At 65.9% G+C, this 13,570-nt stretch carries 14 protein-coding genes and 1 tRNA gene; 9 read left to right on the top strand and 6 right to left on the bottom strand.

The genetic code is table 11. The features are described 5' to 3' along the window. The first annotated feature begins 45 nt into the window (after positions 1–45). From crtID to moaA, 7 genes are all read left to right on the top strand, one after another. Positions 46–1,551, top strand: a complete 1,506-nt coding sequence (crtID, locus tag AC4NMM_RS05970) for a bifunctional phytoene desaturase/3,4-desaturase (RefSeq protein ID WP_491923811.1) — start codon at positions 46–48, stop codon at positions 1,549–1,551. Beyond that, positions 1,548–2,489 (top strand): prenyltransferase, encoded by a 942-nt coding sequence (locus AC4NMM_RS05965; RefSeq protein WP_491923810.1) that lies wholly within the window; start codon positions 1,548–1,550, stop codon positions 2,487–2,489. The genes crtID and AC4NMM_RS05965 overlap by 4 nt, the downstream gene beginning before the upstream one ends. Further along, positions 2,486–3,397 (top strand): bisanhydrobacterioruberin hydratase, encoded by a 912-nt coding sequence (cruF, locus tag AC4NMM_RS05960; protein ID WP_096395817.1) that lies wholly within the window; start codon positions 2,486–2,488, stop codon positions 3,395–3,397. Before AC4NMM_RS05965 ends, cruF begins: the two co-directional genes overlap by 4 nt. Positions 3,398–3,523: 126 nt before the next feature. Beyond that, a complete protein-coding gene (locus AC4NMM_RS05955; protein ID WP_491923809.1) occupies positions 3,524–4,081 on the top strand; it encodes a hypothetical protein in 558 nt (185 codons plus the stop codon). A gap of 102 nt (positions 4,082–4,183) precedes the next feature. Beyond that, positions 4,184–4,609, top strand: a complete 426-nt coding sequence (locus AC4NMM_RS05950) for a universal stress protein (protein ID WP_096395813.1) — start codon at positions 4,184–4,186, stop codon at positions 4,607–4,609. A gap of 57 nt (positions 4,610–4,666) precedes the next feature. Beyond that, the gene (locus AC4NMM_RS05945) at positions 4,667–5,434 is read left to right on the top strand and encodes an MBL fold metallo-hydrolase (protein WP_491923808.1); all 768 of its coding nucleotides are present in this window, start codon (positions 4,667–4,669) and stop codon (positions 5,432–5,434) included. Between the two features lie 115 nt (positions 5,435–5,549). Further along, positions 5,550–6,554, top strand: a complete 1,005-nt coding sequence (gene moaA, locus AC4NMM_RS05940) for a GTP 3',8-cyclase MoaA (RefSeq protein ID WP_491923807.1) — start codon at positions 5,550–5,552, stop codon at positions 6,552–6,554. Positions 6,555–6,608: 54 nt separating this feature from the next. Here moaA and AC4NMM_RS05935 read toward each other — a convergent pair whose 3' ends face one another. Next, positions 6,609–8,324, bottom strand: coding sequence for a DUF262 domain-containing protein (locus AC4NMM_RS05935; protein WP_491923806.1), 1,716 nt, complete (start codon positions 8,322–8,324; stop codon positions 6,609–6,611). Positions 8,325–8,663: 339 nt separating this feature from the next. After that, positions 8,664–8,738, bottom strand: a tRNA-Arg gene (locus AC4NMM_RS05930). Between the two features lie 100 nt (positions 8,739–8,838). On the opposite strand from AC4NMM_RS05930, the gene AC4NMM_RS05925 reads away from it, so the two are divergent. Continuing rightward, positions 8,839–9,483 (top strand): AAA family ATPase, encoded by a 645-nt coding sequence (locus AC4NMM_RS05925; RefSeq protein ID WP_491923805.1) that lies wholly within the window; start codon positions 8,839–8,841, stop codon positions 9,481–9,483. Continuing rightward, complete coding sequence (locus tag AC4NMM_RS05920) at positions 9,480–9,932, top strand: RNA-binding domain-containing protein (RefSeq protein WP_096395804.1); 453 nt, start codon at positions 9,480–9,482, stop codon at positions 9,930–9,932. The genes AC4NMM_RS05925 and AC4NMM_RS05920 overlap by 4 nt, the downstream gene beginning before the upstream one ends. Positions 9,933–9,968: 36 nt before the next feature. Here the strand turns inward: AC4NMM_RS05920 and AC4NMM_RS05915 are convergent, their stop codons facing one another. From AC4NMM_RS05915 to AC4NMM_RS05900, 4 genes are all read right to left on the bottom strand, one after another. Continuing rightward, positions 9,969–10,571, bottom strand: coding sequence for a DUF7978 family protein (locus tag AC4NMM_RS05915; RefSeq protein ID WP_096395802.1), 603 nt, complete (start codon positions 10,569–10,571; stop codon positions 9,969–9,971). Positions 10,572–10,768: 197 nt separating this feature from the next. Then, on the bottom strand, positions 10,769–11,701 hold the full coding sequence (gene lipP1 / locus AC4NMM_RS05910) for a LipP1 family hormone-sensitive lipase (protein WP_096395800.1): 933 nt from the start codon (positions 11,699–11,701) through the stop codon (positions 10,769–10,771). Positions 11,702–11,786: 85 nt separating this feature from the next. Then, complete coding sequence (locus AC4NMM_RS05905) at positions 11,787–12,707, bottom strand: DMT family transporter (RefSeq protein WP_491923804.1); 921 nt, start codon at positions 12,705–12,707, stop codon at positions 11,787–11,789. A 78-nt stretch (positions 12,708–12,785) separates the two neighbouring features. Further along, positions 12,786–13,445, bottom strand: coding sequence for an ArsR/SmtB family transcription factor (locus AC4NMM_RS05900; RefSeq protein WP_096395796.1), 660 nt, complete (start codon positions 13,443–13,445; stop codon positions 12,786–12,788). Positions 13,446–13,570 lie beyond the last annotated feature (125 nt).

Below are 13,570 nucleotides of genomic sequence, written 5' to 3'. Positions count from 1 at the left end.
CCGCGTCCGGCCGGATTTATACCGCCGCCGCTCCTACGATCGAGTATGGACGTGGTCCCGGACATCGACGGCGTCGCCGGCGAGTCCGTCGTCGTGATCGGCGGCGGATTCGGCGGCCTCTCGACGGCCTGTTACCTCGCGGACGCCGGTGCGGACGTCACGCTGCTGGAGAAGAACGAGCAGCTCGGCGGCCGCGCCAGCCGGCTCGAAGTCGACGGCTTCAGCTTCGACATGGGGCCGTCGTGGTACCTGATGCCGGACGTGTTCGAGCGGTTCTTCGGTCACTTCGGCCGCGAGCCGTCGGAGTTCTACGAGCTGGAACGGCTCGACCCGCACTACCGCGTGTTCTGGAAGGACGGCGACAAGGTCGACGTGCTGCCGGACCGCGAGGCGAACAAGGAGATCTTCGAGTCGTACGAGCCGGGCGCGGGCGAGGCGTTCGACGCCTACCTCGAAGAATCCCAGCGCACCTACGAGATCGGGATGGAGCACTTCGTGTACGAGGACCGCCCGCGGCTGCGCGACTACGTGGACAAAGACGTCCTCCGCTACTCGTGGGGGCTCTCCCTGCTCGGGAAGATGCAGGGGCACGTCGAGGACTACTTCGACCACCCGAAGCTCCAGCAGCTGATGCAGTACACGCTCGTGTTCCTCGGCGGCTCGCCGACGAACACGCCGGCGCTGTACAACCTGATGAGCCACGTCGACTACAACATGGGCGTCTACTACCCCGACGGCGGGATCGGCGCCGTCGTCGACGGGGTCGTCGAGCTCGCCGAGGAGCTCGGCGTGGAGTTCGTCACCGACGCCGAAGTGACGGGCATCGAGGGCCGGTACGGCGCCTTCGCGGTCGACACCGAGAACGGCGAGCGCTACCTCGCCGACCGCGTCGTCTCCGACGCCGACTACGCGCACACCGAGCAGGAGCTGCTGCCCGAACACAAGCGGCAGTACACCGAGGAGTACTGGGAGTCGCGGACGTACGCCCCCTCCGCGTTCCTGCTGTACCTCGGCGTCGAGGGCGACGTGCCGAACCTCGAACACCACACGCTCGTCCTCCCGACCGACTGGGACGAGCACTTCGCGCAGATATTCGACGACCCCGAGTGGCCCGACGACCCCGCCTACTACCTCTGCGTCCCCTCCGAGACGGACGACAGCGTGGCGCCGGAGGGGCACAGCAACCTCTTCGCCTTGGTGCCGATCGCGCCCGGCCTCGCTGACACCCCGGAGATCCGCAACCGCTACCGCGACCTCGTGATCGACGACATCGCGGAGAACACCGGTACCGACCTCCGCGGCCGGGTCGTCGTCGAGGAGACGTTCTCGGTGGACGACTTCGCGGACCGGTACAACAGCTACGCGGGCAGCGCGCTGGGGCTGGCGCACACGCTCACCCAGACGTCGCTGCTGCGCCCGCCGCACGTCTCGGACGCGGTCGACGGGCTCTACTTCACGGGGTCGACGACGACGCCCGGCATCGGCGTCCCGATGTGTCTCATCAGCGGGGGGCTGACCGCGGAAGCGATGGCCGACGACGACGACGTGTGATCTCCGCCGTGAGCGACCAGAATCGATCCGCCGAGGACGGCCAGAGCCGATCCGTTGGGGAGGAGCAGCCTCCGTCCGCCGGAAGCGGAAGCGAGGGGCTCCGCTACCTGCTGGTGCTGTCGCGGCCGCGCTTCTGGCTCTACCTCGCCGGGCCCGTCGCGGTCGGCGTCACCTACGGTATCGACGCCGTGAGCGGACTGTTCACCCCGGTTACGGTCGCGCTCGCGGCGTACTTCCTCGTCCCGGCGAACGTGTTCCTCTACGGCGTCAACGACGTGTTCGACGCCGACATCGACGAGCTGAACCCGAAGAAGGAGGGCCGCGAGGCGCGCTGGCGGGGGAGCCGCCTCGTCGTCGCCGCGGTCGTCGCCAGCGGCGCGCTCGGGCTCGCGACGCTCGCGATCACGCCCCGCGTCGCGTGGCCGTACCTGCTCGGCTTCCTCGTCCTCTCGGTCGGGTACAGCGCGCCGCCCGCCCGCTTCAAGACGACGCCGTTCCTCGACTCGCTGTCGAACGGGCTGTACGCGCTGCCCGGCGCGGCGGCGTACGCGACCGTCGCGGGCGCACACCCGCCGCTCGCGGCGCTCGCGGGGGCGTGGCTCTGGACGATGGGGATGCACACGTTCTCGGCGATCCCCGACATCGAACCGGACCGGGCCGCGGGGATCGACACGACCGCGACGCTGCTCGGCGAGGGGCGCACGTACGCGTACTGCTTCGCCGCGTGGACCGCCGCGGCCGCCGGGTTCTGGCTCGTCGACGCCCGACTCGGCGCTCTGCTCGGCGTGTACCCCGTCTTCGTCGCGTGGGTCGCGCGCTCGTCCGTGTCGGTCGACCGCGCCTACTGGTGGTTCCCGGCGCTGAACACCGTCGTCGGCACGCTGCTGTCGATGGGCGGCCTCTGGCGGGTGTACCCGATCTGGGAGGCGCTGCCGTGACCGACGCGGACGGCGGGGGGTCGGCCGAGAGCGCGTCTGCCACGTCAACCGGTTCCGGACTCGACGCGCTCCGCGAGCGCGCGCCGGACACGCGCCGCGAGGCCGAGGCGCTGCTCGACCGAATCGTCCGCGAGAACCGCTTCACCATCGCGGTCGTCTTCCCGCTCGTGGGGGCGATCGCGCTCGTCGGCAGCGCCGAGGGGTGGATCCCCGAGCCGTTCGCGTTCCACCCGTGGTTCGTGCTGTTCGGCGTGGTCGTGATGCGCTCGCCGCTGGTCGTCGGCGTGCTGCCGACGGTCGACCGACGCGCGCTCGGTTGGATCGGCGTGTTGACCGCGTACACGTACCTCATCGAGGGGGTCGGCGTCGCGACCGGGTGGCCGTACGGCGAGTTCGCGTACACGGTCGACCTCGGGCCGATGCTCGGCGGCGTGCCAGTCGCGCTCCCGGTGTTCTTCATCCCCTTGGTGACCAACGCCTACCTGCTGTGCCTGCTCCTGCTCGGCCCGCGCGCCGACAGCGTGTGGGTCCGGCTGGCGACCGTGATCCCGGTCGTCGTCGCGATGGACGTCGTCTTGGACCCCGGCGCAGTCTCGCTCGGCTTCTGGGACTTCGGCGGCGGCGCGTTCTACGACGTCCCGCTCTCGAACTACGCCGGCTGGGTGCTGTCCGCGATCGTCGCGGTCGTCACGCTCGACCGCGCCTTCGCGGCGGCTGGCATCCGCGAGCGCCTCCGGGACTGCGAGTTCATGCTCGACGACATGGTGAGCTTCGTGATCCTCTGGGGCGGAATCAACGTCTGGTTCGGAAATCTCCTGCCCGCGGCGGTCGCGGCCGCGTTCGGCGTCGGCCTCGTCCGCGCCGACCGGTTCGACACGCGGCCGTTCACCGAGTGGCGGCGGTCGTAGCCTCCCGCCCGACTCGGCTGCCCTTATATACCGGTGTCGCGTTTGCTCGATCGTGACTGACGGCGGCAACCGCGGCGGACGGACGAACCGGGAGGAGGGACGACGAAGCGGGGAGAGCGGACCGCGATGAGCGACCTCGCCATCGACTACGGTGACCACGAGCGGGTGCGCGAGGTCGTCGACCGGCTGACCTACTGCGCCGAGGGCGTCAGCGTCTCCTTCGACGGGTGGGAGGAGCCGCACGTGAAGGGACCGGGGCTGTACTTCGCCGTCATCGGCGACAGCGACTACGGCGCGTACGCGGACCGGATGGGCGACAACCGCTGGCCCCGCGACACCGCTCCCTCCGTCTTCGACGGGGACGCCTTCATTGGCGCCGCCGAGACGGTGAGTGTCGAGCAGGACGGCGGGATCGTCGTCGCGGTCGACGGCGAGGTCGAGAGCCAGATGGTCCGGTTCCGCGACCTCGGCACCCGCGACGAGGAGGCCGAGCTCGTGGACGACGTGAGCTACGAGCCGTGGATGGGGTCGCGGCACATGAGCGCGATCGAGACCTCCGTCCGGCCGGAGGTCGTCGCGACGGTGACGCTGAGCGAGGAGACCGGCCGCGTCAGCGTCTTCCGCGACGGCGAGGCGAACAGCATGCGGCGCGAGGAGATCGGCGGCCGCTGGCGCGGCGAGTAGCGCCCCCCGCCTCCGGCGCCGACTCCGCGCGCGGCGGGAAGCGCTCCCGGACGCCGACACCGAGGCCCCACCGTTAAGCCCCGGCCGGGCGAACGTCGAGGCATGTACGACGAGATCCTGGTGCCGACCGACGGGAGCGAGGCCGTCGACCGCGCGCTCGACCACGCGATCCGGCTCGCGACGGACCACGACGCGACGCTCCACGCGCTGTACGTCGTCGACCAGCGGGTGACGACCGCGAACTCCGGCGACCTCCACGAGGAGGTCGTCGAAGACCTCGAATCGCAGGGGGAAAGCGCGGTCGACGCGGTCGCCGACGCGGCGAGCGACGCCGGCCTCGACGTCGAGACCCACATCGCGCACGGGACGCCGGACGCCGAGATCGTCGAGTACGCCGATGAGTTCGGCATCGACGTGATCGTGATGAGCCCGGAGGGGAAGTCGCCGCGCGAGCGGATCCGGTCGCTCGGGAGCGTCTCCGACCGCGTCGCCGACGACGCGTCGGTGCCGGTGTTCCTCATCAAATGACGGCCGTCCGGGACTGAAGCCGCGGGATTCAGGTGGATCCGGACGCGACCCGTCCGCATGGAACTCACCGTGCTCGGGTCCGGTAGCGCGATGCCGGTCCCCGACCGCGCGCAGGCCGGCTACCTCCTCGACGACGGCGACCGCTCGCTGCTCGTCGACTGCGGCAGCGGCGTCCTCCAGCGGCTCGCCGGGACGGACACCGGCTACGAGGGCGTCTCGACGGTCCTGTTGACTCACCACCACCTCGACCACGTCGCGGCGCTGCTCCCGCTCCTGAAGGCGCGCTGGCTCGCCGGCGAGGAACACCTCGAAGTGGTCGGCCCCGCGGGCACGAAGTCGCTCGTCGACGGCCTGCTCGACGTCCACGACTACCTCGACGGGCGGATCGACCTCGCGGTGCGCGAGGTGTCGGCGTCGCGCCCGTTCGCCGCCGGCGGGTTCGACGTGACCGCGCGCGAGACGCGCCACTCGATGGACGGGTTCGCCTACCGCTTCTCGCCGCCGAGTTCGGACGCGGACGCCGCCGCCGGGCCGCTCGCGCTCTCGGGCGACACGGAGGCGTTCGCGGGGATGGCGCGGTTCGCAGACGGCGCCGACTGCCTCGTCCACGACTGCTCGTTCCCGGACGACGTGGACGTGTCGAACCACCCGACGCCGACGAGCCTCGGCGAGTCGCTCGCGGGCGCCGAGATCGGGACGCTCCTCCTGTCGCACCTCTACCCGCACACCGGCGGCCGCGAGCGCGAGATGGAGGAGGCCGTCCGCGAGGCGGGGTTCGACGGCGAGGTGCGCGTCGCGACGGACGGGCTCCGCGTGTCGCTGTGAGGGCGGATATGTAACCGCAATGAAACCCTGCCGCGGCCGCGACGTAACCGCTGAGTGTTACGAACTCACACGAACGACCCGGTTATTTAAGCGCGCGTAGTGGCTTCTCTCCCTCATGGCCGGCCCACTCGCGGACGACTTCGGACGGGAGGTGACGGGCGTGCGGATCTCGCTCACCGACCGGTGTAACTTCGACTGCGTCTACTGTCACAACGAGGGGTTAGGCGACACGCGCGGGCCGATGGAGCCGAGCGACGAGGAGATGACCGCCGACGACGTGGTCCGCTTCCTGGAGGTCGTCGAGGGGTACGGCGTCGACGCCGTGAAGTTCACGGGCGGCGAGCCGATGCTCCGGCAGGACCTCGAAGAGATCATCGAGCGCACGCCGGACTCGATGGAGGTGTCGATGACGACGAACGGCACGTTCCTCCCCGGGCGCGCCGAGGACCTGAAGGCCGCCGGGCTCGACCGCGTCAACGTCTCGCAGGACGCGCTCGACCCGGACGACTTCGCGGAGGTGACCAAGTCGGGCGCCTACGAGAAGGTCTTGGAGGGGGTCAAAGCCGCGGTCGACGCCGGGCTCGACCCCGTGAAGCTCAACATGGTCGTGTTCACGCACACCGCGGGCTACGTCGAGGAGATGGTCGAGCACGTCGCGGACAACGAGGGGCTCCAGCTCCAGCTCATCCAGTACATGCCGGAGCTGACCGGCAAGCCCGAGTGGAACGTCGACATCGGGCGCGTCCACGACTGGCTCGCGGAGAAGGCGGACCGCGTCGAGCACCGCGAGATGCACGACCGGAAGCGGTACTTCGTCGGCGAGGACAGCGACGACGAGACGGGCGGCATGGTCGAGATCGTCGACCCCGTCGAGAACGAGGAGTTCTGCGCCAACTGCGGCCGCGTCCGCGTCACCCACGAGGGGTACCTGAAGGGGTGTCTCAACCGCAACGACGACCTCCGCTCGATGGGCGAGATGACCCGCGAGGAGATCGCGGAGACCTTCGAGGAAGTGGTGGCGAACCGCGTGCCCTACTACGGCGAGTACCTCGTCGAGGGCGAGGACGGGGAGTACGAACTGAACGAGAAGTACCTGGGGACGCCGAGCGCGGCGGACTGAGAAATCCAATCAAACCAATTCGCATCCCTCCTCCCAGAGCCTCTTAATAAGATCTTAGTTGTCGACTCCCCAGAAATTGATTATATCTGATGCCAATTTCTCTGTTCGATCTTCGATTTCCTCGAAACCCCAATCATCGTAGTCTTTCGGAATTCTATTTGTCATGGAGATCTCAGAATCTTCATAAAGATTACATTTCTCGTCAAATGAGTTATTGCTAGCACGAGCATTCTGCTCATCTGCTAATAGCGTGAGATTCCCTAATCTGGATTTATACAAGTCAAACCTCTCTCTATTATTATTGAACACAGCCTTCCAGGCACTATAACTCTGAGAGGTCATAGATCTCAATGGAGCAATATGCTCTAATTGTATCCGTTCCGGATCTAGCTGAGTTTCCGGTGTGTTTGCCTGATAGTAATCTTCCTCAAGCGCTAATAGTAGATTGCGAGTGAATTTACTGTTAGGTAACTCTCTAGCCTTCAGGACCTCAAACAATTGATCGTCACCAATTGTTCGTTCTCCGATGAGATTTTCTATCTCAGACTCCCAATCACTTTCACTAGAGTTTGTCAGTCGATCCACTAACTGATACATACTATCCCGATGATGGGCAGGATTTGCGTCCTCCAGATTGAGCCTCACATTAAGTTTGTTTACCAACCGGAGTAGTTTCTCCATTCGATCTGAACCATCTACGTTTTCAACGAGATAGAGTAGAACTACGGGAGCATGCGCGTTCTTCGTCTGGAAGAATCTCATTTGCTTATTTAAAAGTGCTCGTCTATTTCGACGATATTTTCGAACAGTTCCTTCATGAATATCGATATATCGATCGGTATAGTCTTCCAATTTTGTTATAAATTCTCTGATCTCGGTTGGCCCCTCATGATTTTCAAGCGCAGCTGTAAATGCGCCATAGAAATCTTTAGTTGTTATTCGGCCGCTAGCCTGATACTGGTCATCCACTACAAGGTAGTGAGTAATTGCCCGTCTCGGTGCGGCACTACTGACTAGATCATTCTCTTCCAGCCTGCTTGAGATATTTTCCCATCGATCTCGGATGTTTCGTTCATCAAGCCCAGCCTTAGCAGATTCTTCCAAAAGTTTCGTTTTAGCAAGGTTAATCGGTGATAGGGATAGGCCCCTTTCATTCTGGGTCTGAAACACTTGGTATGCTGTAGTCATACTTCCACAAGTAGTTCGCACCAGGTTGATACTATGAACTGTATCTGCGAGTAGATTTGTTCTTTGATCTTGGTTTAAATTCGAGACTTTCTCTGAAAAGTAGTCATAACATTCGCGTAACGGATGATCTTCCTCAACTTTTTCTGGATTTCCTTCATAGATATGCTCATACGCGGTATCATCAAAATCAAGAAGATGTAGAGTTCTGATCGGGTCTCCGGTTCGGTCATATGTCGTTAAAATACTCTCAACATTTTTTTGATCATGAGATAGTCCCGCAACATCGCGAATTGCGCAAACTAGAATAGACAGTGTAGTTAAGCGCTGTTGACCGTCAACAATCTTGTATGTATTAACCTCATCATTTCCTTCTGTTTTAACTAAAATGACTTGTCCGATAAAGTGAGAGGACTTGTGTTCACTACCGATTGATGTAATATCGTTCCAAAGAGCAGCGCGTTGTTCTCTTTCCCACTTATATTCTCTCTGGAATATTGGGATTTCAAATATCCATGTATTCTCACCAAGAAGATCTATAAGCCTCAGTTCCTTGGCCTGTAATTCCATTTCGTTGGTAGGCATGATATGGTATAAAAACCATTAATAAATAAGCATTAGGCATGTGTAATTACTACAATGTATATCAATTTTAGGTCCAAAACCTAATCTTTCTGTATATTCAAGATCTTTCTAAAATTAAACTTGGTAAAAATAAGGCATTAGTTTTCAAATCGTCTACCTACTCTGATTATAATCCAGATATTGTCGATCTTTGTTCAAAAAGGATTTATACTCATTGAACGGGCACGGTGGGATTCGAACCAAAATCAGACGTGCTCGCTCACTACGTTCGCTGCGCGCGACTGATAGGGTTCGAATCCCCTGCGTGCCGGTTCGCTCGTCGCTTCGCTCCTCGCTGTACGGGCACGGTGGGATTCGAACCCACGACCATCGGATTAGAAGTCCGACGCTCTATCCGGGCTGAGCTACGTGCCCTCATCAACTCCTGATCCCCCGCGTCTAAAAAACGCCCGCGGTTCGCGCCGCCCGCGGGCCAACAGCAGACCTAAGTCCGCGAGCGGAGTATCCGCCGGTAATGAACGTTATCGGAACCGTCGGCCTCCCCGGCAGCGGGAAGGGGGAGGCGGCGAACGTGGCCGAGGCCGCCGGCATCCCCGTCGTCGTCATGGGCGACGTGATCCGCGCCGAGTGCCGCCGCCGCGGCCTCGATCCGGCGCAACACCACGGGCGGATGGCCGGCACGCTCCGCGAGGAGGAGGGCGACGACGCCATCGCCGCGCGGACGCTCCCGCGGATTCGGGAGGCCGCGGCCGAGAGCGACCGCGACGAGACCGTCCTCGTGGACGGCCTCCGCTCGACCGTCGAACTGGAGCGCTTCCGCGACGCCTTCGGCGACGACTTCACCCTCGTCGCGATCCGCGCCCCCTTCGAGCTTCGCGCCGAGCGACTGGGCGAGCGCGGCCGCGACGACTCCGACTCCGACCTGTCGGCGCTCCGCGAGCGCGACGAACGCGAGATCGACCTCGGCCTCGGCGAGACCCTCGAACGGGCCGACGTCGAGATCGACAACACCGACAGCCTCGCCGCGTTCCGCGAGCGCGTCCGCGAGGTGCTGGGCGTCGACGACGAGGGGGCGGAGCCGGACCGCTCCGACGACGAGGCCGCCGAGACGTCTGCCGCCGACGCCGAGGCGCCCGAGGCCGGAGGTGACGGCGCGTGATCTACAGCGTCGACGTCCGGATCGAGACCCCGGTCAACGACACGGAGGTGACCGACCGGGTCGCGGACGCGGTCGAGAACGTCTTCCCCGACGCGGAGCCGGTCCACGAGGACGGGCGGCTCGTCTCCGAGACGCACAGCCTCGACGCCTTCTCCGACGTGCTCCACGAACAGGAGATCCTCGACACCGCGCGGCGCGTCTTCCGGCAGAACCGCACGGACGAGGGGTTCACGTTCTCGTTAAAAAAGCAGGCGGCGTTCGAGGGCGTCGTCAACTTCGCGGTCGGCGAGTCGGACGAGCTCGGCGAGATCGACGTCGAGGTGCGCGTCCGCGAGCCGGACGTCGAGTCGTTCATCGACTACGTCGCGCCCGAGACCGACGAGGGCCAGCCGGTCGACCCCGTCCGCGAGTACGGCGACCGGTTCGACCCCGAGGACGAGGCGTACTGAGAGCGGGAGACGACCGGCGCGAGAAGGTTCTCCGATTCAGCTACTCAGCAGCGACGAGCCCGCGCCGCCGATCGCGCCGAAGACGGCGGGGTAGACGGCGCCGGCGAGGAGGACGGCGGTGACGACGTCGGGGGCCACGCTCCCGTCGCCGACCGCGTACCGGAACAGGAACGCGCCGACGACCGCGAGCGGGAGGTAGCCGGCCGCGACGAGCGCTCCCGAGCGGGCGCCGTCGAGCGGGGAGTCCGCGCCGGCGACCCGACCGGCGACGAGGCCCGAAACGAGCAGCAGGACCGGCGGGACTAAGAGTAGGAACCCTGTGCCCTCGGCATCCATGAGGAGGTTCCGCGACTGCGTGCCCCCGAACAGCGCGGGGAACACGGTCTCGACGAAGTGGGCGTTGTAGAACATCCAGCCCGACACCTGCCACGCCGAGATGGGGTCGCCCCCGAACAGCTCGGCGAGGAAGTTCAGGCCCGACAGCCCCTCCTCGATCCGGCCGCTCTGCGTGACGTAGACGGACAGGTAGCCGAGGAGGTACGCGGCGGCGCCGGCGACCGCGCCGCCGACCGCCTCTCGGGCGATGCTCGGATCCGAACCGGTCGTCGCAGTCGTTCCGCCGGGTGGTGACGAGGACATGCGCTCTGTGTCGTTTCGGACGCCGTAAGTGTTTGTTGGGTCGAGATCCCTACCGTAATTCAACCGAAATGGGCTCTGAAACCACCGTTCGCGTCAGGTTCGGTCGCTCGGACCGAGCCGCCGCCTCTCGGCGCTCCGACTACGAGGTCGTGTACCAGACCCCGTCGTGGACGCTCCCGTCGGCGAACGGCCCGCGGCTACGCGTCGAGCGCGTCGGCGAGGTCGGCGCCGACGCTCGCGATCGCGTCGCGGGCCCGGTCGACATCCTGCATCGTCATGAATCCGTGAACCATCGACGGGTAGTTCTCGTAGCGGGTCGCGACGCCGTCCGCGACGAGCTTCTCCGCGTACGCCTTCCCGCCGTCGCGTAGCGGGTCGAAGCCGGCGGTGACGACCGTTGCGGCCGCGACGCCGGAAAGGTCGCCGGCGTTGATCGGGTCGGCGTACGGGTTCCGGCGGTGGATCTCGTTCCGGTAGTAGGCCTCCGAGAACCACTCGATGTCCTCGCGCGAGAGGACGACCCCGGCGTGTTCGCGGACGGACTCCTGTTCGGTGTCGACGCCGATCCCGGGATACAGCAGCGCCTGACGTGCGATCTCGGGCCCGTCCCGCTCGGCGGCCATGAGGGCGGTGACGGCCGCGAGGTTGCCGCCCGCCGAGTCGCCCGCGACCGCGACGTCGCCGGTACCGCGGAGCCGCTCCGTCGAGTCCGCGGCCCACTCGACGGCGGCGTACGCGTCCTCGACGGCGGCCGGAAACGGGTGTTCGGGAGCGAGGCGGTACTCGACGGAGAGCACCGCACAGCCGCTCTCCCGCGTCAGGTGGCGACAGAGCCGGTCGTGGGTCTCGATACTCCCGAGGACGAACCCGCCGCCGTGGAAGAAGACGACCGTCGGATGGGGCGGGTCGCCCGCGGGCCGGTAGAGGCGCGCGTCGAGATCGCCTGCGGGCCGCGGGACCGTCACCGACTCGGTCCCGCCGACGCTCGGCGGATTCCGGTTCTGAAGCCGCGTCAGGGGGCGAGTCAGGAGCCGGAGCAGTTTCAGCTTGTAGCGTCCGTGCGGGAGGGGGATCCGAGACTGGCGGGCGGCGGCGCGCTTCGCCTGGGGGTCGATCTGGTCGGCGCTCACGCCGCGGGAGTCGTCGGGCCGTCGACAAGACGGTTGCGGCGGGGTCGCCGGAGGTCGTCGACCTCGCCGAGCGCGGCCGGACGGATCACCGCACCAGCCCGGCCGCCCGCAGCTCCTCGCGGATCGCGTCGCGTTTCACTATGGCGAAGCCGACGCAGATGATCAGGAAGCCGGCGACGGTCGTGGCGGTGATCCCCTCGTCGAGGACGAGCCACCCGACGACGGCGGCGAACACCGGCGCGACGTAGGAGACGAGGTTGATCTCGATCGGCCCGAGCCGGTCGAGTAAGTCGAAGTAGACCAGGAAGCCGAGCCCGCTGGCGACCACCGAGAGGTAGCCGAGGGCGAGCAGCGACTCCCTCGTCCAGACCGCGTCGGCGACCGACTCGCCGAGCGCGAGCGAGACCAAGTGGGTGAGTCCGGCGCCGAGCAGCATCGCCCACGCCTCCATCGTCTCGATCTCGATGTCGGCCTCGGAGGCGCGGGAGAGGACGGAGCCGAGCGCGAACGACGCCGCCGCCAGCAGCACGAGCAGCTTCGCCCCCGTACCGCCGCCGGTCAGGTTCGCGGGGTCGGGGTTCGCGAGGACGACCGCGCCGACGAGCCCGATCGCCAGCCCGAGCGCGCCGACGGCGGTCAGCCGCTCCGCGGGCAGGACGGCGCGCGCGAACACCGTGGTCAACAGCGGCGAGAGGCTGACGATGACCGCCGCGACGGCGCTGGTCACCGCCGGGTCGGTCTCGCCGACGAACAGGAAGGAGTGGTAGGCGGCGATGATGAACACGGCGCCGGAGAGGACCTCCAGCCACGCGTCGCGGCCGCGGGGGATCGGGTCGTCGACCGCGTACGCGGCGTACGCCAGCATGACGACCCCCGCCACGTCGTACCGGAGCGCCGCGAACAGCACCGGCGGGAAGTACGCCAGCCCAGCCTTGATGGCGACGAACGCGGACCCCCAGACAGCGGCGAGGAGCAGGAACAGCGAGAGGTTTCTGAGACGGCTCACGTCCGCCCTCTCCCCGCGGCGCGCCAAAAGGTTCCGGAAACGGTCGCGTTCGCTGGATTCGGTCGGGAAGGACCCCCGCTACCGGACCCGGTACCCGTCGGCGTCGCGGGCGACGACGCCGACGTCGGAGAGCCGACGGAGCGCGCCCTCGACCGTCGACTCCCGCGCGCCGACCTCGTCGGCGACCGCCGCGGGCGTGCCGTCGGTCTCGACCACCGCGGCGATGACAGACGCGAAGAAGCGGCTGTCGGCCTGCCCGCCGAGCCGCTCGTCGATCTCGGCGAGGGCGTCCTCGACGCGGCCCTGGACCCACCGCTGGGCGAGCGAGAGCTCCCGGTCGAGGTCCTGGAGGCGCACGAACTCCTCGGCGAGCTCCGCGAGGTCGCCGGTCGAGCTCGACCCGTCGGGCGCCTCGATGGAGAGGTGGGGACAGCGCCCCGACATGTCGAGGCTGTTCTTCGCCGGGTACGCGCTCTTCGCGCCGAAGCCGTACGGCGAGACGCTCACCTCCAGCCGGAGGCTGCGCGCGATCCGGAAGTACTTCCGCCGCTGGTCGTCCGTCGTCGACTCGACGAGACCGGCCTCCTCCAGCTTCCGCAGGTGGTCGATCACCGCCTTCGGGCTCACGTCCAGGTACTCCGAGATCTCCGTGACGTAGCAGGGCTTGGTGGCGAGAAGCCGGAGGATGCGCCGCCGGTTCTCGTTGCCGAGGAGATCGAGCAGTACCGCGGAGTCCATTAACGTGTGGTTAGCGTTCAGCGGATAAAAGGTTGGCTTCCGGCGACGGCGTAGTGTTCAGATAAGCTGGTTCCATGCGAAAGCGAACGATCTGAGCCACTCGTCAGCAGTTTCTGCTTTGGCGT

This window comes from Halorubrum sp. SD41 (assembly GCF_058630335.1).
The sequence above is the reverse complement of the archived record's forward strand: the minus strand, read 5'-3'. Positions and strand labels throughout refer to the sequence as shown.

Bases quoted from the DNA above. Each gene is read 5' to 3' on its own strand.
- crtID (WP_491923811.1), top strand. From the start codon at position 46: ATGGACGTGGTCCCGGACATCGACGGCGTCGCCGGCGAGTCCGTCGTC.
- AC4NMM_RS05955 (WP_491923809.1), top strand. From the start codon at position 3,524: ATGAGCGACCTCGCCATCGACTACGGTGACCACGAGCGGGTGCGCGAG.
- AC4NMM_RS05950 (WP_096395813.1), top strand. From the start codon at position 4,184: ATGTACGACGAGATCCTGGTGCCGACCGACGGGAGCGAGGCCGTCGAC.
- AC4NMM_RS05945 (WP_491923808.1), top strand. From the start codon at position 4,667: ATGGAACTCACCGTGCTCGGGTCCGGTAGCGCGATGCCGGTCCCCGAC.
- moaA (WP_491923807.1), top strand. From the start codon at position 5,550: ATGGCCGGCCCACTCGCGGACGACTTCGGACGGGAGGTGACGGGCGTG.
- AC4NMM_RS05935 (WP_491923806.1), bottom strand. From the start codon at position 8,324: ATGCCTACCAACGAAATGGAATTACAGGCCAAGGAACTGAGGCTTATA.
- AC4NMM_RS05925 (WP_491923805.1), top strand. From the start codon at position 8,839: ATGAACGTTATCGGAACCGTCGGCCTCCCCGGCAGCGGGAAGGGGGAG.
- AC4NMM_RS05915 (WP_096395802.1), bottom strand. From the start codon at position 10,571: ATGTCCTCGTCACCACCCGGCGGAACGACTGCGACGACCGGTTCGGAT.
- AC4NMM_RS05900 (WP_096395796.1), bottom strand. From the start codon at position 13,445: ATGGACTCCGCGGTACTGCTCGATCTCCTCGGCAACGAGAACCGGCGG.